Consider the following 18231-nt stretch of genomic DNA (forward strand, 5'->3'; position numbering starts at 1 on the left):
CCCGCTAAGGAACCGAAAAAGACGAAATGAGGAGTGCAGCATGGCCAATGAACGAAAGGTGCAGTTTTCCGATCGCGAGGCGCTGCTGTTCCATTCGGAAGGACGCCCCGGCAAGATCGAGGTCGTCGCCACCAAGCCGCTGGCGTCCCAGCGCGATCTGGCGCTTGCCTATTCGCCCGGCGTCGCGGTGCCGGTAAAGGCCATCGCCGACGATCCGGCCACCGCCTATGACTATACCGCCAAGGGCAATCTGGTCGCGGTCATTTCCAACGGCACCGCCATCCTCGGCCTCGGCAATCTCGGCGCGCTGGCATCCAAGCCGGTGATGGAAGGCAAGGCGGTGCTGTTCAAACGCTTTGCCGATGTCGATTCGATCGACCTCGAACTCAAGACCGAGGATGTCGACAAGATCATCGCCGCGGTCGAGCTGATGGAACCGAGCTTCGGCGGCATCAATCTGGAAGATATCAAGGCGCCCGAATGTTTCATCATCGAGCAGACGCTGCGCGAACGGATGAACATTCCCGTTTTCCATGACGATCAGCACGGCACCGCCATCATCGCCGCGGCGGGCCTGATCAACGCGCTGCACCTGACGGGACGCGATATCAAGGATACGACCGTGGTGATGAACGGCGCGGGCGCGGCGGCGATTGCATGCGCGGAACTGATCAAGGCCATGGGCCTGCCGCACGACAAGCTGCTGATGTGCGATACCAAGGGCGTCATCCGCGACGACCGGGACGATCTGAACCAGTGGAAATCCGCGCATGCGGTTAAGACCGACCGGCAGACGCTGGAGGATGCGCTGAAGGGCGCGGACGTGTTCATGGGCCTGTCGGTCGCGGGCGCACTGAAACCCGAATGGCTGAAAACCATGGCCGACAGGCCGATCGTCTTCGCCATGGCAAACCCGGACCCGGAAATCAGCCCGCCCGATGCGAAGGAAACGCGCGACGACGTCATCATTGCTACCGGGCGGTCCGACTATCCCAATCAGGTCAACAATGTCCTTGGCTTCCCCTTCATCTTTCGCGGTGCGCTCGATGTGCGCGCGACGACGATCAACGATGCGATGAAGATCGCCGCGGCCGAAGCACTGGCGGCGCTGGCGCGCGAACAGGTGCCCGAAGAGGTCGCAACCGCCTATGGCGTGCAGCATAGTTTCGGCCCCGATTACATCATCCCCGCCCCGTTCGACCCCCGGCTGATCGAAATCGTGCCCCCGGCGGTTGCCAAGGCGGCGATGGATTCGGGTGTTGCGACCAAGCCGATCCTCGACATGGAGGCGTATAAGGAAACGCTGCGCGGGCGGCTCAATCCGACCAACGCCGTGCTCAGCCTTGCCTATGACGGCGCGCGCGCCAAACCGAAGCGGGTGATCTTCGCCGAGGCCGAAGAGGAAGTAGTGCTGCGCGCGGCCATCGCGTTCCGGGATGGCGGCTACGGCACGCCGGTACTGGTTGGCCGCGACGATGTGCGCGACCGGCTGAAGGAAATCGGCATCGACGATCCCGACAGTTTCGAACTGCACAACAGCCGCCATTCGCCGCTGGTCCCGAAAATGGTCGATTTCCTGTACGGGCGGCTGCAGCGGCGCGGCTATCTGCGCCGCGATTGCGAGCGCATGGTCAATCAGGACCGCAACATCTTCGGCGCGTTGCTACTGCAACTGGGCGAAGGCGATGCGATGATTACCGGCGTCACGCGCACCTATGCGCAGACGATGCGCGAAATCCGCCGGGTAATCGATCCGATTGAGGGGCAGACGCCGTTCGGCACGCATATTCTGGTCGGACAGAGCCATACGGTGTTCATCGCCGACACCACCGTCAACGAACGTCCGGATGCCGAGGAACTGGCCGACATTGCCGAACATGCGGCCAAGGTCGCGCGCCGCATGGGCCATGAACCGCGCGTCGCGTTCCTCAGCTATTCGACCTTCGGCAATCCGCCGGGACGCTGGCTCGACAATATCCGCGCCGCCGTACATGTGCTGGAAGATCGCCAGGTCGGGTTCGAATTCGAAGGCGAAATGGCTGCCGATGTCGCGCTGAACCCGCAACAGCTTGCCAACTATCCCTTTGCGCGCCTGTCCGGCCCGGCCAATGTGCTGATTATGCCGGGGCTGCAATCGGCCAATATCTCGGCAAAGCTGCTGCGCGAACTGGGCGGCGATTCGATGATTGGGCCGATTCTGAGCGGGATGGAAAAGCCGGTACAAATCGCACCGATGACGTCGAGCGCGCGCGAACTGGTGACGCTGGCCGTGCTCGCGGCAGGAGAAATCGCGCGGTAGGATTTACAGGCGCGCGCCAATCCCTCACTGCGAGATACGTAGCAACGCGACAGTCCGAATTGCTGTGTATCTCGCAATGACGGGATCGTAGTGCGGGTGTTCAGCCGCAGGCACCGATACGTTTGCTGTGGATGGTCGAAGTGATCTTCATCGGCCCCATCGGCCCCTTGCCGTCCAGCACCGCCGACCCGTCCATGCTGGTAGCCGTATAGCTGCCGGCAAGATGCATCTGCATCGTGTACCCGCCCTGCATCCGACAGGTCGCGAGGGCGTCCAGCTTGCCGTTGGCCATCGTATATTTGTCATAGCTGCATTGCCCCTTGGACGACTGGAGCAGTTTCTTCGGCGCGTTTTCGATGTCGTCCGGCGTGACGCAATAGTCCATCGGCTTACGACGGCTGTTCATCATCGTCTTCATCCGATCGGTCATATCGGGCGGCATGCCTTCGGGCATCGTCATCTGCACGTCGGTCACCTGGGATATGGATTGCCATTTACCCGGCGTGATCTGCGTTCCCATTGCCGCCGTGCCGAGCAGCGCCGCCGCCAGTCCGATTACCGCTGTTGCCTGCATCCCCGTTCCCCTTCGCCATCCCCCGTCAGGCGTCGATATTATGCGCAATCGTGGCGTTCACCAACCCTCCATCGACGGTAAGCGTTTCGCCTACCACATAATCGCCCGCACGGCTGGCGAGGTAGATGGCCGCCGCCGCCATGTCCTCCGGCTCGCCGATCCGCCCGGCGGGAATAGCCTTGGCTACCGCGTCGCCATGGTCGCGTGCCGCGCGATTCATCTGGCTGGCAAAGGCTCCCGGCGCCAGCGAAGTGACATAGATGGAATCGGACACCAGCCGCGCCGCCATCCGCCGGGTGAGGTGGATCAGCGCCGCCTTTGACGCCTGATAGCTGTAGGTCTCCCAGGCATTGAGCTTCTGCCCGTCGATCGAGGTGATGTTGATGACCTTTGCCGGATGTCCGGCACCCGCCCCTGCCTTCAAAAGGCCATGCAGCGCCTGAGTCAGGAAAAAGGGCGATTTGACGTTCAGGTCCATGACCTTGTCCCAGCCTTTTTCGGGGAATCTGTCGAACGGTTCGCCCCATGCGGCACCGGCATTGTTGACGAGGATGTCGAGCCGATCCTCCCGCTCCGCCAGATCGGCGGCAAGGGCACGGCACCCCTCCACCGTCGAAATATCGTGGGGCAGCGCGATACAGGCGTCGCCCAGTTCGGCGGCGGTCTGCGCGCACGCACCCTCCGACCGTGAGGAGATATAGACTTTCGCCCCTTGCGCGACATATCCTTCGGCGATCATCCGCCCGATCCCGCGCGACCCGCCGGTGACAAGCGCCACCCGGCCATCCAGTCGAAACAGCGTGCTGGTATCCAAAACCCTCTCCTTCATATCCTTTGGTTTTGCCATACCGAAACTCTATGACGATGCACAGAGCAAGTCGAAATAATCAGAAATTTAGGGCGATGAGCGCAGATTTCCCCATACCTCATATTCCAAATTAAGCCCTACCCGGCGTTTACCCTGAATCAGATTGCCCGTTTGGCCCGGTCGGGGTAGCAGGTTGCCGGGCAAGGAGGGTTTTGATGTTCAAACGCCTATGTGGCGCAGCCATGGCAGTGGCGCTGATCGGGTTTTCGGGTGCAGGCCATGCCGCACCGCAGGACAGCGCATCCCCTGCGCCAGCGCCACAGGCAACGCCTGCTCCGGTGATCCGGGACGCCGACCCCGCGCTTTGGGTGGTGAAGGACAAGGACACCACCATCTATCTGTTCGGTACCATCCATGTACTGAAACCCGGTCTGAGCTGGTTCGACGAAGCCGTGCGCAAGGCATTCGACGCCAGCAACACGCTGGTGCTGGAAATGAAGATGCCCGATCAGGCGGCGATGCAGGCGCTGGTGACGAAGCTGGCGGTCGATCCCGACGGACCGCCGCTGACCGACAAGATTCCGGCGGGCAAGGATCGCACCGAATACGCCAATGCGATGACCGGTCTGGGCCTGCCGCCGACGGCGTTCGACCGATACGACCCGTGGTTTGCCAGCATCAGCCTGACCATGCTGCCGATGGTGAAGTTGGGATATCGCCCCGATCAGGGACCGGAAACCGTGCTGACCGCCGCCGCCGAAAAGGACGGCAAGCAGATTGTCGGACTGGAGACCGCCGAACAGCAATTCGGCTATTTCGACCATCTGTCGCAAAAGGCGCAGATCGACATGCTGATGTCGACCATCGAGCAGATGCCCGAGCTGCCGGGCATGATGAACCGCATGGTCGATTACTGGGCGAAGGGCGACCCGAAGGATCTGGCCAAGGAGCTGAACGAAGGAATGGAGGATCAGCCCGAACTGACCCGCATCCTGCTCACGGATCGCAATATTCGCTGGGCGCACTGGATCAAGCAGCGCATGGCGAAACCCGGCACGGTATTCATCGCTGTCGGCGCGGGCCATCTGGCCGGTGCGAACAGCGTGCAGATGCAATTGAAGAAAGAAGGGCTGAAGGCCCGCCGCATCCGCTATTGATGCCAGTCGCCTCTCAGCGCCAGTGATCGGCGCGCGCGCGCGCTTCCTGATCGGCGGACAACGGCGCACCCGCCATCATTGTCTGCGCATCGGCCAGCACGGCAGCCGCTTCCGACCCCGCCTGACGATAGGCGGTCGCTGCTTCGGCGTGACCGGCGCGTAACTGCCGGATACGCCAGCCATCGCCCTGATGACAGGCGATGCCGTTGGCCATGCTGCCGGCAAAGGTACGGCAATAGGCGCCCTGCCGATCGCGAAAGCTGACCAGCATCCGCACCGGCGCATCCTCCGGCTGAGTCGCCGCAAGCTGTGTGTTGAGCGCATGGGCCAGCGTGCCGGAGGCGACTAGAGCGCCCCGTTTCTCGGCCACCGGCCCGCCATCATGCGGCACCAGTTGCCCGACCATCACGCCGACCACCAGCATCGCGGCGAGCGCTCCGGCATTACGAAACCAATGCGTACTGCGTCCGGAGCGAGGTGCGCGCGCTTCGTCAAGCGAAGCGACCTTCGCCGAAGCCTCCAACGGCGCACGCAGGCTTTCCGGCACGGGTGCCTCTGCAACCGATGCAAAGGTTCCGCGCAGCTGCTCGGCCAATGCGCGATGTTCCGCCACCTGCCGTGCCAGATCGGGGTCGGCGGCCATCGCCTTTTCGACGCGCTTCGCGGCAATCGGGTCCAGTTCGCCATCGGCATAGGCCATCAGCGTTTCGGGCGGGATGCTCATGCCGCTTCTCCCAGTTTCGTCATCAGCGCCTCGCGTCCGCGCACCAGCCGCGATGTCAGCGTCCCCATCGGGATATCGAGGATCTCGGCGGCCTCCTTATAGGCAAAGCCCTCAACCAGCACGAGCGCCACGGCCTCGCGCTGCTCATCGGGAAGCTGGTTCATCGCGCGCCCGACATTGCCCAGTTCAATGGCAGCCTCCACTGCCTTGTCGCCTCGGTCGCCCACGCTCGCGCCCGCTTCTTCGGCAACGAAGGTCTGCGCGGCGCGGGAGCGTGCCCGCGCGGTGTCTATCCATAGGTTTCGCATGATCCGATACATCCAGCTATCCAGTCGCGTTCCCGGCTGCCATTGCGTGCGCGATTTCAGCGCGCGTTCGATGGCTGCCTGACACAGGTCGTCGGCATCCGCCGCATTGCGGGCAAGCGCATGGGCGAACCGCCGCAATCGCGGCAGCAATGCCAGCATCTCGTCCTCAAACGCCACGGGGCTACGCTCTCCCAATGCCTTCACATGGATGAAACGGATGGGGTCACTCGTTTCATCCGATATGCATGACAGAATTTTTCCAAAGGTCTAGGACACCGCCATGCGCCTTACCCGCATCCTGATAGCGCTGACGCTGGTTGCCATGCCCGCCATGGCGGCGGCGCAGCTCGTCCAGTTGCCGGTTCCCGGCCTGCCCGGTCGCGTGCTGGGGCAGGTGGAGGGGCAAGTAGACGGGCTGGCGGGCGATCTGCCGGTAACGCGACAGATCACGCGTGTTGCCCACCGGCTGGTGAATGCGCGGGCGCAGCGGCTGCGTAATCTGGTCCGGCGCTATCCCGACCGGATCGAACTCGACCGCCACGGTAATCCGGTGCGCGCGGGCGAAGTGGTGGTGACCGACCCCGACGACGCCCTGATCGCTGCGGCGCGCGACGCCGGTTTCCGCCTGCTCGCACGCGATAGCATCGACGATCTGGGAATCAGCTTCGCCCGCTTCGCCACGCCATCGGGAGACAGTCTGCGCCATGCGCTCAAACGCATGCGCAGGCTGGCGGGGAGCCGCGACGTATCGACCGATCCGCTGCATTTCGAAAGCGGCGAAGCGGCAGCGATGGCTCCTTCCATGCGCGCGGAAGTGCCCGCATCACCGGCCGGCGACACTCTCACCCCGGTCGGGATCATCGACGGCGGGGTGAATGCCGCCGCCATCGCCGCCCGGCTGGACCAGCGCGGCTTTGCCACCGGCGCGCCGCGTCCCAGCGATCACGGCACCGAGGTCGCCTCTCTGATCGCAGGAGGATCGGGCATTCGCGGTGCTGTGCAGAACGTCCATCTGCATGTCGCGGATGTCTATGGCAGCGACCCCGCGGGAGGCAGCGCCACCGCGATTGCCCGCGCCATCGGGTGGATGGTGTCCGATCATGTGCCGGTCGTTTCGGTCAGTCTCGTCGGCCCGGCCAACCCGCTGCTCGCCCGCGTCGTCGCGGCGGCGCGCAAGCGTGGGACCGTGCTGGTCGCCGCCGTCGGCAATGATGGTCCGGCAGCACCGCCATCCTATCCGGCCTCCTATCCGGGCGTCATCGCAGTCACGGCAGTCGACGGGCATGACCGCGCGCTGATCGAAGCGGGGCGGGCCGGACATCTCGATTACGCCGCGCCGGGTGCCGACATGCGGGCCGCCAATGCCGAGGGTAAGGCGGTCAGGGTACGCGGCACCTCTTTCGCCGTACCTTTGGTCGCGGCACGGCTGGCCGCCGTCTATGCCGCACCCGATGCCGCACATATTCCGGCCGCGCTGAACGCGCTCGACCATGAAGCAAAGGATTTGGGGAGCCATGGCCCGGATCCGGTCTATGGCCGGGGGCTGTTGTGCGAAAAATGCACAACCAATTGACTATTTAAAGAATTTTTTCCGGATTAAATCCCCGACGGCATCCGTTTTCGAACTGAGCGCGGCACGATCCGCCGTGCGCAGACATTCGAAAGGTGCCATCATGAAAACGATTCTTTTTGCAAGTGCTGCAATTCTTACCTTTGGTGCAGTCCCGGCTTCGGCCCAGTTGCTGGGCGGCGGTGCAGGTCTTGGCGGTGTCGTCGGCGGCCAGTTGGGCGGCGCGGTCAGCGGCACGCTGAACGGCGCGGCAGGCCCGGTCAATTCGACCCTCAATTCCACCGCCAGCAGCAATGGCGGCCTGAACGTCCAGCCCAGCGTCGATACACAGAACGGCAAGGCCAGTGCCGACGCATCCGCCAATGGCAGCCTGAACGGGACGGTGAACGACGCGACGAAGACGCTGGGCAATTCAGCGGATACCAGCACCAGCGGATCGACTTCCGGTTCGGCATCGGGCAGCGCCGATGCGCAACTGGTCGGTACCAATACCGTCCGCAATACCGCCGGCAGCGTCGGTTCGACTGCACGCGGCGCAGTCAGTCAGGCCGCCACGACCGCCCGTAATACGGTCAGCGGCGCACGCTCGACTGCGGCGTCTGCGGTGAACGGCACCGGCTCGCTCGCCGGGAATGCCGCCGGGTCTGTTGCAGGGAACGCGACGGGCACGCTGAACAGCCTGGCGCTGGCCGGATCGGCCGCCGCCAACAGCAGCGGCAGCTTCGCCGTTTCACCGGGCATGAACGTCACCAACGCCGGTGGCAAGGTGATCGGCACGGTTCAGAATGTGCGTTCGACCGCCAATGGCACGGTGCAGCAGGTCGAAGTCGCGGTCGGCAAGAAACTGGCCACCCTGCCTGCCTCTAACTTCACTGGTTCCGGCAACGTCCTGGTCTCGGCAATGGGTAAGGGCGCTATCAAGGACGCTGCCCAATAACAGGCGGAACCAATTTCCCAGACATCCGTTCTGCCTGTATCGCGCCCGGCCTTTCCTCCCCCCCAAAGGCCGGGCGCGTTCTCATTTTTCGCTATTTTCCCTGCGGCAACCGGATTTGGTGTTCCAGCCAGCGCGCAGCGGCATCCGGGCTCTTCTTGTCGGTGCTGCGATCCACCATATAATTGGCCTGCCGCATCAGCCCGATCGGAATGCGTCCGACCAGCGGTTTCAGCGCAGCGATCATTTTGGCATCATCGGCATGATCGGGCGAAACCATCAGGATCGCATCATAGCCGGGAATCGCGTGCTTCGGATCGGTCAGCACCTTCAGATGCTGTTTCGCAATCCTCCCATCGGAGGAAAATGCGGATATGACGTCCACCCGCTTGCTGGCAAGCGCACGATACATGAAGCTGGGGGTATAGGGATGTGCGCTCCTGAAGTGCATGCCATAGGCCTGCTGCACCTGTTTCCATTCGGGCCGGTCGAGAAATTCAAGGTCGGTGCCGAAATTGAGCTGCGGCGCCTGACGCGCCAGATCGGTCAGCGACGTGATACCGCGCCGCTTCGCATCGTCCCCGCGCATGGCAAAGGCATAGGTGTTTTCGAACCCCAGCGCGCCGAGCAGCCGGACATGGTGGGTGCGCATCGCCCATTGCGCGACGCCGTTGACGATCTGCGCACGGCCAGGCCCTGCCTTGCGCCCCATCTCATTGGTCCAGATCGTGCCGGAATAATCGACATAGACGTCGATATCGTTGCTCGTCAGCGCGTTGAACACGACCGCGGACCCCAGCCCCTCGCGATAGCTGACGCGATAGCCCGCCGCCTCCAGCCGGTGCCCGATCATGCGGGCGAGGATATACTGCTCCGAAAACCCCTTTGCGCCGATCACCACATGCTTGCCGCCACTGCCCGGCAGCATCGAAACCAGCGCCAGCAGCACGCCCGCGACCAGCACGCCGATACTCGTCCAGAACCGGCCCTTGCGCCGCGCCGCGATCGACCGTTCGGCCAGCCCCAGCAGCGCATCTACGACCATCGCCAGCGCGGCCGAGGCAAGACAGCCGACGACGACCAGCGTCCAGTTCTGCGTTTGCAACCCTGCGAAGATCAGGTCGCCCAGGCTGGGCTGTCCCACCGTGGTCGAGAGCGTCGCCGCGCCGATCGTCCATACCGCCGCCGTGCGGATGCCAGCCATCAGCACCGGTGCGACCAGTGGCGCCTCCACCATCCACAGCTTCTGCCGCGCGGTCATGCCGACCCCGTCGGCAGCCTGAAGCACCGCGGGATCGAGATTGGCAAGACCCGTGACGCCGTTCCTCAGGATCGGCAGCAGGGCATAGAGCGCCAGCGCCAGCAGCGAGGGCAGAAAGCCCAGCGCCGGAATACCGCCGCCGACCAGTCCCGAAAAGAACAGCAGCACCGGATAGAATAACGCGAGCAGCGCCAGCGCGGGGATGGTCTGGACCAGACTGGCAAAGCCCAGCGTCACCCGCGCCACCGCCTGATTGCGCGCCGACCAGATGGTCAGCGGCAGAGCGATGGCAAGGCCCAGCAGCAGCGCCGCCGCCGACAACAGCACATGCTGCGCCAGCAGACCGGGGACGCGGGCAAGCGCTTCGTTCATTCGCCCGCCTCAATCTTCGCCAGCGCATGCGCCTGTTCACGCGGCACCGCGACCAGCGCGTCCGCCGCCTCTCCGCCTGCACCCGACAGCATTTCGTGTGGGGTAGCGTCGGCGACAATCCGGCCATGCTGCATCACCAGCACCCGGTCGGCAAACAACAGCGCCTCGGCCATGTCGTGCGTGACCATGATCGTGGTCAGGCCCAGCGTGCCGTGCAGTCGCCGGACCGCATGGCCCAGCGTATCGCGGGTCACGGGATCGAGCGCACCGAACGGTTCGTCCATCAGCATCAGTCCCGGCTTGATTGCCAGCGCACGCGCCACGCCGACGCGCTGACGCTGACCGCCCGACAGGGCATCGGGGCGGCGTCCGGCGACATCGTCCGGCAGTTCGATCAGGTCGAGCAGTTCGGCGACCCGCGCGTCATTGTGCTTTTCCCCGCGCAACCGCAGCCCGATGGCGATATTCTCCCCCACCGTCAGATGTGGAAACAACCCGATATTCTGAAAGACATAGCCGATCCGGCGGCGCAGCAGATGGGCGGGCACCTGATCGACCGGCTCCCCGCCGATGGCAATACTGCCGCCCGTCGGCTCGACCAGCCGGTTGACCATTTTCAGCAGCGTCGATTTTCCCGAACCCGAAGTGCCGACCAGCGCGACGAAACTGCCCGCCGCCACCTCCAGAGACACGCCGTCGACCGCCAGCGTGCCGTTGGCATAGCGCTTCGTCACGGTGTCGAACGTGACCGAAGGACCGGCGGAGTGCGATTGCGCTGGCATCGCAAGCCATTGTGCGGAATGAAGGCGCAAAGGTCAAAACAAGTCGGACGGGGAAGCCATGGCGAACGAACAGGCAAAGGCGATTTTCATCACCGGCGGTGCGTCAGGCATCGGGCGTGCGGTGGCGCAGCGCTTTGCGCGTGAAGACTGGCTGGTCGGGCTGGCGGACGTTGACGCGAAGGGGCTGAAGGAAAGTGCCGCACTCCTGCCCGAAGGCTGCGCCTCCACCCATGTCATGGATGTGCGCGATCCCGATGGCTGGCATGAGGAACTGACGCTCTTTACCCAACGCACCGGGCGGCTGGACGTGTTGTTCAACAATGCGGGCATCGCACTGGGCGGGCCGTTCGCGCAGACCGGGCTGGACGATCTGGAACGGATCATCGCGATCAATTTCACCGGTGTGGTGCTGGGCGCGCGCATCGGGCACGCCTTTTTGAAAGATACGCCCGGTTCCTGCCTGCTCAACACCGCATCGGCGGCGGCGCTGTACGGCACCTCGGGCGGTGCGATCTATTCGGCGACCAAGTTCGCGGTGCGCGGACTGACCGAGGCGCTGGACGGCGAATGGGCGGCCGATGCCATTAAGGTCCGTTCGCTGATGCCGAGTTTCATCGACACCCCGCTGCTCGACAAGAGCGTCACCGGATCGAACGAGCAGGTGCGCGACCGGGTCAAGGCGGCGGGGCTGGAGTTTACGCCGGTGGAGGAGGTTGCCGACACCGCCTGGCGCGCGGTGCATGACAACGGCCTGCACCATGTCGTCGGCAAGACCGCCAGACGCCTGAAATTCGCCTCGCGCTGGATGCCCGGCAAGCTGCGCAAGATGGCGCGGCGGCAATTATAAAAAGGGTGCGGGCGTGGCACGTTGGTGGAAGCTGCCCGCCCGATACCCTAAATATCGATCATGGCGTCTTTTTCCACCAGTGGACGGGACAGGGCAAAAGGTGCGGCCGCATCGGCGCTGACCATGGGCGTGATCGGCTTCGCGCTGGTGCGCGGGCTGGGCGTGCAGCTTCCGTCCATGGCCGAACAGGCGACACTGGCGGTATTCAACGTACCACCTCCGCCAAAGCCACCGCCGCCGGAACCGCCCAAACCGGCGCCGAAGGCCAATCCGAGGCCGGAGGGTGCTGCCGCACCGCCCAATCTGCGCGCCAAGCCGACCGAAGTTGAAGCGCCCAAGCCGATCGTTCCGATCAAGCCGCCACCTCCGCCGGTGGTTACCGCGCCCACACCGGGACCGGGCGCCGACAGCCATGCCGGGAATGCCGATATTCCGGGACCGGGCAGCGGTGCGGGCGGAGAAGGCAACGGCACGGGCAGCGGACTCGGCGGTGACGGCGATGGCGGTGGAGGCACGCCTCCGCGCCAGATCGCGGGACGGCTCGGCTATTCCGACATTCCCCAGTCGGTGCTCGATTCAGGTAGCCGCGGCGGCACGGTCAGCGTTGCCTTCACCGTCGAACCGAACGGGCGTGTTACCGATTGCGGGATCACGCATTCCAGCGGCAACCCGGCGCTGGACGACATGACCTGCCGCCTGATCGAAAAGCGCTTCCGCTTTCGCCCCTCCCGCAACGCGCAGGGACGCCCACGGGCCGTGACGGTGGTCGAAAATCACACATGGGTGATCGAAGACGCGCCACCGCCACGCCCCCGCTAGGGCGCCCTGCTATTGCAGCGTATGCGTCAGCGTAATCTCACAATTGAGGAGCTTGGAGATCGGGCAGTTTTCCTTCGCTCCCCTGGCGATTTCGGCGAACTGATCCGCCTCGACTCCCGGCACGCTGGCGGTCAAGGACAATTCCGACCTGGTCACGGTGAAGCCGTCGCCATCCTTGTCCAGCGTTACCTCGGCCTTTGTTTCCAGCGTGCCGTCGGCAAAGCCTTCCTTCGCCAGCGCGAAACTGAGTGCCATGGTGAAGCACGAGGCGTGCGCAGCCGCCACCAGTTCTTCGGGATTGGTGCCCTTTTCGTCCCCGAACCGGGTGTTGAAGCCATAGGGCGTGTCGGACAACACACCCGACTGGCTGGAGATGTGGCCACGGCCATCCTTGCCCAGTCCTTCATAGCGGGCGCTGGCGGTTTTCTTCGGCATGAAATATCCTTTCGTCGCAGGAAATATCGCCTCCTCAACGGCGACATCGGGCTCAACGGCGACATCGGGCGCCGGTTCCGCCGCTATATATTCAATGCGATCAGATAGAGGCTGGATGCGACGATCCAGCAGCCGTCGAGCGTTTTGAGCCGTTTCGCCCCCAGCCAAAGTGCCACCGGGCGGGCGAACCAGCCGCCCACCAGCGCCCCCGGCACGGCAAGCACCACCACCTCCCACACCACATTGCCGTGCAGGATGTGAAACAATGCACCCGCAATGCAAGACAGGCTGGAAATCACCACCGCCGTACCCGCGCACAGCACCACGGGATAGTGCCGGATGAACAGATAGAGCGCGACCAGTTCGCCCACCCCCACCGAAAATAGTGCAGTCACGAATCCTCCGGTCAGGCCGATCAGCGCCAGCACGATGAAATCGACCGGATGGACGTGCGCATTGGCCGGTCGATGGCGATTGACGGTCCAGGTCGTGACGATCACCGCCAGCCCCAGCAGGATCGAAAATCCCTTGAACGCCAGCAGCACGTCATGGGGATTGAACCGTGTCATCCATTGTGTCGTCAGTTCGACCGGCAACGCGCACATCAGCACAATCGCCACCACCCGCCAGAAATCGGCGAGCGTGGCCTCCCGCGCCTCTGCGGGTTGTGCGTGCAGCCCGCTTGCCCAGCGCAGCGCGCCGATCGACATGCCGAAACACTGGATCAGGAACGACGCCGCCACCACTTGTGTGCGGTCGAGCGTCATGACCTGCATCTCGCGCAGGATGTTGAACACCGGAATGAACACCACCCCGCCGCCGGTGCCCGACGTATTGGCGATGGTCGCACCCAGCAACCCGATGCAGGGCAGGAACCACAGCGAACGCAACAGCCGCGGGTCGACGGGTGCCGCGATCCAGATGGCGGCATAGGCGATGGCCAGCGCCATCATCGCCATGCCGACCGTGCGTCGATGCCAATCGCCCATCATACGCATCGGCTCTATCGGCCCGCTTCGGTCAGTCCGCGCGCGGTCGATGTTCGGTGCCCAGCCCCGGCGTGATGAAAATGGCGGTCGCGCTATCTGCAACATCGGCGGTGTGCCACACGCCCGGCGGATTGATCGCATAGTCGTCGGGATGGAGCGTCCCCTGTTCCATCCGCCCGTCCGCAAATTCCTGAATCAGCGTCATCGTGCCTTCGATACAGATCACCACCTCCGCGCCATTGGGGTGCACTTCCCAACTGTCCCAGCTTTCGGAGAAGCGATATTGCGACACCAGCCGCCCCTCCGCTCCGTCGGCGGCATGGCGTGCGCCATAGGCCCGATACCATTCCATACCGGTAAAAGGCGGTTCGGCAGTGGCCGAAGCGCCCGGCCCAAGATGGATGAAATGCTCGCTCAAATTCGGCATGTAGCACAGGATACACCCGCCCGTGTTTTGGGCAATATCCGGTTTGATCCGATGACCTTGCCCTTGCGGCATTAGGTCGTGAACCCATAAAGCCAAAGGCCAATGCCAGCGCAGAAACTCAGTCGGCTGCTGCTAAGGGTTTTCGATAGAGGGCATCTGGTGCCTTGTTTCGCCCCGTCCGTACCCGCCGAAGCCGAAGCCAACTACTATGCGGCCGTTGAGACCCTCGATATGGTCGCATGACTCAAATGAAAATACCTCCGGGAAAGCCGGGGCGGTTCAGCGTCGGTGCCGGAAACACCACCCGCAACGCCCGCGCAACTGGCCTCCGCATCGCTGCACTCAAGCGACTATCCCAGGGCGGCGATCAAAAAGGGCGAACAGGGCAGCGTGACGGTCAGCTACAGCGTAACCGAAAAGGGGGCAAGCCCGCTAATTGCACGGTCGTCCAGTCAAGCGGCTCGGCAGCACTGGATACGCAGAGCTGCACGCTGATGACGAAGCGCTTTCGCTATCATCCCGCCCGCGATGCGCACCATCACCGTGTTGCGCAGCATATGAATCAGGTATTCGACTGGTCGCTCGGCAAATGCCCGCCGCTGGGACCGACAGATATTTGTATCACGCCAAATTAAGGCGCATCCTACGACGCGTTGCGCTTCGCGAAATAGGCTTTCACATCGTCACCGGCGCGCTTTTGCGTGGCATGATCGAAATGCACGCCGCATTGCGTTGCAAGCTGCTGTTCGACCGCCTGTTGTTCGGCGACATAGCTTGCCACCCGGTCGGGCGAATGGTCCGGCCCCGCCCAGCCGATATCGGTCATCACCGCGGTGGTACCGTCGGTGCGTGGGACCACCGTCAGTTCGAACTGCGGCCCGTCATCGGGAAGCCAGTATCTGAACTGCTCCGCCAGCGTGTCGGGCGCTACGCCGAACTCATTGGCCGCGCGCTTGTGCAGGCGCCATTTGCTGCGCTCGATGGGCTGTTGCGACCGGTCGTGCAGCACATGGACAAGGCATTTCAGATCGGGCCGGCCGGAAACCTGCGTCATGCTGCCCAGTTCATGTGCCTGCTGGCACGCGGACAGGGCCGTTGCACAGAACAACAACAAAAACGCATGTCGAATTCGCATAGTCGATTTAGTCCAGATTGGGTCGCAACCAGCGCTCAGCCTGTTCTATAGAAACACCACGCCGTTTCGCATAGTCCTCAACCTGATCCGGGCCGATCCGCGCGACGCCGAAATAGCTTGCCTGCGGATGGCCGAAATAAAAGCCGCTGACCGCTGCCGTCGGCAACATCGCAAAGCTTTCGGTGAGCGTGATACCGGTATGTTCGGTGGCGTTCAGCATGTCGAACAGCATCGGCTTTTCGCTGTGATCGGGGCACGCCGGATAGCCGGGTGCGGGCCGGACGCCGCGATATTCCTCCTTGATCAGCGCCTCGTTGGTGAGCTGTTCCCCCTCGGCATAGCCCCAAAGCTCCTTGCGGACGTGGAGGTGCATGCGTTCGGCAAAGGCTTCGGCCAGACGGTCGGCCAGCGCTTTCAGCAGGATGTCCGAATAATCGTCATGGTTCGCCCTGAACCGCTTCGAATGTTCGTCGATGCCGTGCCCTGCCGTTACCGCGAAACCACCGATCCAGTCCGCATCCTCGGTGATAAAATCGGCAAGGCACATATTATGCCGCCCCTCGCGCTTCTTAATCTGCTGACGCAGGAAGGGCATGCGGACGCTGCCTTCATTGGTGCGGTCGAGATCGGGAATATCGGCATGGCCGTCATAGCTGCCACCGTCCTTGCTCACCCGGTCCTGCACATGGTGATGGTGAATGACGACATCGTCGCCGTCGCGGTGGCACGGCCAGATGGCAGCGACTCCCTTCGCGGTCAGCCATTTTTCCGCAATGATCCGGTCGAGCATTGCCTGTGCATCGGCAAACAGGCTGGAGGCGCTTTCGCCCACCACGGTATCGGTCAGGATCGCCGGATAGGTGCCCGCAAGCTCCCATGAGCGGAAGAACGGCGTCCAGTCGATATAGTCGCGCAGATCGGCCAGATCCCAGTCGCTGAACACATGCAGACCGGGTTGCCTGGGCGCAGGCGCCTTCAGCGCCGGGTCGATGGTGAAGCCGTTGGCGCGGGCTTCCACGATCGGGACGAGCGCGCTCTGCCCCTTATTGGCGCGCGCGATCCGCACCGCCTCATAGTCATTGGCAACCTTCTGGACATAGGCATCGCGACCGGTGGTGCTGACCAGCGTCGTCGCCACGCCGACCGCACGGCTGGCATCGAGAACATGAACCACCGGACCTTTATACGCGGGCGCGATCTTGAGCGCAGTGTGAACCTTCGAGGTGGTGGCACCGCCGATCAGCAGCGGCATCGTCATTTCCGCCGTCTGCATTTCCTCGGCGACCGTCACCATTTCGTCGAGGCTCGGCGTGATCAGCCCCGACAGGCCGATCATGTCGGCATCATTCTCGTTCGCGGCCTTCAATATGTCGGTCCACGGCACCATCACGCCCAGATCGACCACGTCGAAGCCGTTACATTGCAGGACGACGCCGACGATGTTCTTGCCGATATCGTGGACATCGCCCTTGACGGTCGCCATCACGACCTTGCCCTTGCCCTTCGCGCCGGGTTCCTTCTCCGCCTCGATATAGGGGAGCAGGTGCGCGACTGCTTTCTTCATGACGCGCGCCGATTTGACGACCTGCGGCAGGAACATCTTGCCCGATCCGAACAGGTCGCCGACGACGTTCATCCCGTCCATCAACGGCCCCTCGATCACCTCGATCGGACGTCCGCCCGCTTCGAAGATCGCCTGCCGTGCTTCCTCGGTATCGTCGACGATATGCGCGTCGATGCCCTTGACCAGCGCATGTTCGAGGCGTTTGCGGACTTCCCAGCCGCGCCATTCGGCGGCCTGCTTCTCGGCCACCGGATCGGTGCCGCGATAGCGTTCGGCGAGCGCCACCAGCCGCTCGCCGGCTTCGGAATCGCGGTTGAGGATAACGTCCTCGCAGGCGGTGCGCAGTTCGGGGTCGATATCGTCATAGATATCGAGTTGCCCCGCATTGACGATCGCCATGTCGAGACCGGCGGGGATCGCGTGATAGAGGAACACCGAATGCATCGCGCGGCGCACCGGCTCATTGCCGCGAAAGCTGAACGACAGGTTCGACAGCCCGCCCGAAAAATGGACGTGCGGGCAGGATTTGCGAATGCGCTTCACCGCCTCGATGAAGTCGACGCCGTAATTATTATGCTCCTCGATCCCCGTCGCGACCGCGAACACATTGGGATCGAAGATGATGTCCTCGGGCGGGAAGCCGATGCCGGTCAGCAGCTTGTAAGCCCGCTCGCAGATGGCGACCTTGCGGTCCTCGGTATCCGCCTGCCCGGTCTCGTCGAACGCCATGACGACAACCGCCGCGCCGTAATTCATGCACTTGCGGGCGTGTGCGAGGAACGGCGCCTCACCCTCCTTCATGCTGATCGAATTGACGATGGGCTTGCCCGACACGCATTTCAGCCCGGCCTCGATCACGTCCCATTTCGAGCTGTCGATCATCACCGGCACGCGCGCGATATCGGGTTCGGCGGCGATCAGCTTCAGGAAGGTCGTCATCGCATGGACCGCGTCGAGCAGCCCTTCGTCCATATTGACGTCGATCACCTGCGCGCCGTTTTCGACCTGGCTGCGCGCGACCTCGACCGCGGCTTCATAGTCGCCGTTCATGATCAGCTTCTTGAAGCGTGCAGAGCCGGTGACGTTGGTGCGTTCACCGATATTGACGAAGGAAGAGGAATTGCTGGTCATTATTATCCTATGTCGTCATCCCGGCGAAAGCCGGGATCGCGTGCCGCAAGGGCACGGATGAAGATGCTCGCGACCCCGGCTTTCGCTGGGGTGAC

Annotated in this window: 18 protein-coding genes; 7 read left to right on the plus strand and 11 right to left on the minus strand. The window is 63.4% G+C overall.

Features of this window, described 5'->3' with window-relative positions:
- Window positions 1-40 precede the first annotated feature (40 nt).
- Entirely contained in the window at window positions 41-2299 is a 2259-nt protein-coding gene (locus tag FHR23_RS03925) for an NADP-dependent malic enzyme (protein ID WP_184001592.1), read from the plus strand.
- A gap of 100 nt (window positions 2300-2399) precedes the next feature.
- Here the strand turns inward: FHR23_RS03925 and FHR23_RS03930 are convergent, their stop codons facing one another.
- Window positions 2400-2873 (minus strand): DUF3617 domain-containing protein, encoded by a 474-nt coding sequence (locus tag FHR23_RS03930; protein ID WP_184001593.1) that lies wholly within the window; start codon window positions 2871-2873, stop codon window positions 2400-2402.
- A 25-nt stretch (window positions 2874-2898) separates the two neighbouring features.
- Window positions 2899-3687, minus strand: coding sequence for an SDR family oxidoreductase (locus tag FHR23_RS03935; protein ID WP_184001594.1), 789 nt, complete (start codon window positions 3685-3687; stop codon window positions 2899-2901).
- Window positions 3688-3896: 209 nt separating this feature from the next.
- On the opposite strand from FHR23_RS03935, the gene FHR23_RS03940 reads away from it, so the two are divergent.
- Window positions 3897-4838, plus strand: a complete 942-nt coding sequence (locus FHR23_RS03940; protein WP_246359674.1) for a TraB/GumN family protein — start codon at window positions 3897-3899, stop codon at window positions 4836-4838.
- Between the two features lie 13 nt (window positions 4839-4851).
- On the opposite strand, the gene FHR23_RS03945 is transcribed toward FHR23_RS03940, so the two are convergent.
- On the minus strand, window positions 4852-5562 hold the full coding sequence (locus tag FHR23_RS03945) for an anti-sigma factor family protein (RefSeq protein ID WP_184001595.1): 711 nt from the start codon (window positions 5560-5562) through the stop codon (window positions 4852-4854).
- Entirely contained in the window at window positions 5559-6029 is a 471-nt protein-coding gene (locus FHR23_RS03950) for an RNA polymerase sigma factor (protein ID WP_221227398.1), read from the minus strand. Before FHR23_RS03950 ends, FHR23_RS03945 begins: the two co-directional genes overlap by 4 nt.
- A gap of 121 nt (window positions 6030-6150) precedes the next feature.
- Here FHR23_RS03950 and FHR23_RS03955 point away from each other — a divergent pair, with 121 nt between their 5' ends.
- Together FHR23_RS03955 and FHR23_RS03960 are read left to right on the plus strand one after the other, a co-directional pair.
- Entirely contained in the window at window positions 6151-7443 is a 1293-nt protein-coding gene (locus FHR23_RS03955) for a S8 family serine peptidase (protein WP_184001597.1), read from the plus strand.
- Between the two features lie 100 nt (window positions 7444-7543).
- Window positions 7544-8377, plus strand: a complete 834-nt coding sequence (locus FHR23_RS03960; RefSeq protein WP_184001598.1) for a hypothetical protein — start codon at window positions 7544-7546, stop codon at window positions 8375-8377.
- A gap of 91 nt (window positions 8378-8468) precedes the next feature.
- Here FHR23_RS03960 and FHR23_RS03965 read toward each other — a convergent pair whose 3' ends face one another.
- Window positions 8469-10007, minus strand: a complete 1539-nt coding sequence (locus tag FHR23_RS03965) for an ABC transporter permease/substrate-binding protein (RefSeq protein ID WP_184001599.1) — start codon at window positions 10005-10007, stop codon at window positions 8469-8471.
- Window positions 10004-10789, minus strand: a complete 786-nt coding sequence (locus FHR23_RS03970; protein WP_184001600.1) for an ATP-binding cassette domain-containing protein — start codon at window positions 10787-10789, stop codon at window positions 10004-10006. Before FHR23_RS03970 ends, FHR23_RS03965 begins: the two co-directional genes overlap by 4 nt.
- Window positions 10790-10847: 58 nt before the next feature.
- Between FHR23_RS03970 and FHR23_RS03975 the strand changes: the two genes are divergently transcribed.
- A complete protein-coding gene (locus FHR23_RS03975) occupies window positions 10848-11636 on the plus strand; it encodes an SDR family oxidoreductase (RefSeq protein ID WP_184001601.1) in 789 nt (262 codons plus the stop codon).
- A 60-nt stretch (window positions 11637-11696) separates the two neighbouring features.
- Complete coding sequence (locus tag FHR23_RS03980) at window positions 11697-12455, plus strand: energy transducer TonB (protein ID WP_184001602.1); 759 nt, start codon at window positions 11697-11699, stop codon at window positions 12453-12455.
- 9 nt (window positions 12456-12464) lie between these two features.
- Here FHR23_RS03980 and FHR23_RS03985 read toward each other — a convergent pair whose 3' ends face one another.
- The 3 genes from FHR23_RS03985 to FHR23_RS03995 form a co-directional block, all read right to left on the minus strand.
- Window positions 12465-12890, minus strand: a complete 426-nt coding sequence (locus tag FHR23_RS03985; protein ID WP_184001603.1) for an OsmC family protein — start codon at window positions 12888-12890, stop codon at window positions 12465-12467.
- An 83-nt stretch (window positions 12891-12973) separates the two neighbouring features.
- A complete protein-coding gene (locus FHR23_RS03990; protein WP_184001604.1) occupies window positions 12974-13882 on the minus strand; it encodes a sulfite exporter TauE/SafE family protein in 909 nt (302 codons plus the stop codon).
- Window positions 13883-13910: 28 nt separating this feature from the next.
- A complete protein-coding gene (locus FHR23_RS03995) occupies window positions 13911-14306 on the minus strand; it encodes a cupin domain-containing protein (protein WP_184001605.1) in 396 nt (131 codons plus the stop codon).
- Between the two features lie 248 nt (window positions 14307-14554).
- On the opposite strand from FHR23_RS03995, the gene FHR23_RS04000 reads away from it, so the two are divergent.
- Entirely contained in the window at window positions 14555-14941 is a 387-nt protein-coding gene (locus FHR23_RS04000) for an energy transducer TonB (RefSeq protein ID WP_184001606.1), read from the plus strand.
- An 8-nt stretch (window positions 14942-14949) separates the two neighbouring features.
- Here the strand turns inward: FHR23_RS04000 and FHR23_RS04005 are convergent, their stop codons facing one another.
- On the minus strand, window positions 14950-15360 hold the full coding sequence (locus FHR23_RS04005) for a hypothetical protein (RefSeq protein ID WP_184001607.1): 411 nt from the start codon (window positions 15358-15360) through the stop codon (window positions 14950-14952).
- Window positions 15361-15448: 88 nt separating this feature from the next.
- On the minus strand, window positions 15449-18136 hold the full coding sequence (metH, locus tag FHR23_RS04010) for a methionine synthase (RefSeq protein WP_184001608.1): 2688 nt from the start codon (window positions 18134-18136) through the stop codon (window positions 15449-15451).
- Window positions 18137-18231 lie beyond the last annotated feature (95 nt).

Source organism: Stakelama sediminis, from assembly GCF_014199335.1.
In the GTDB taxonomy this organism is placed as follows: Bacteria; Pseudomonadota; Alphaproteobacteria; order Sphingomonadales; family Sphingomonadaceae; genus Sphingomonas; species Sphingomonas sediminis.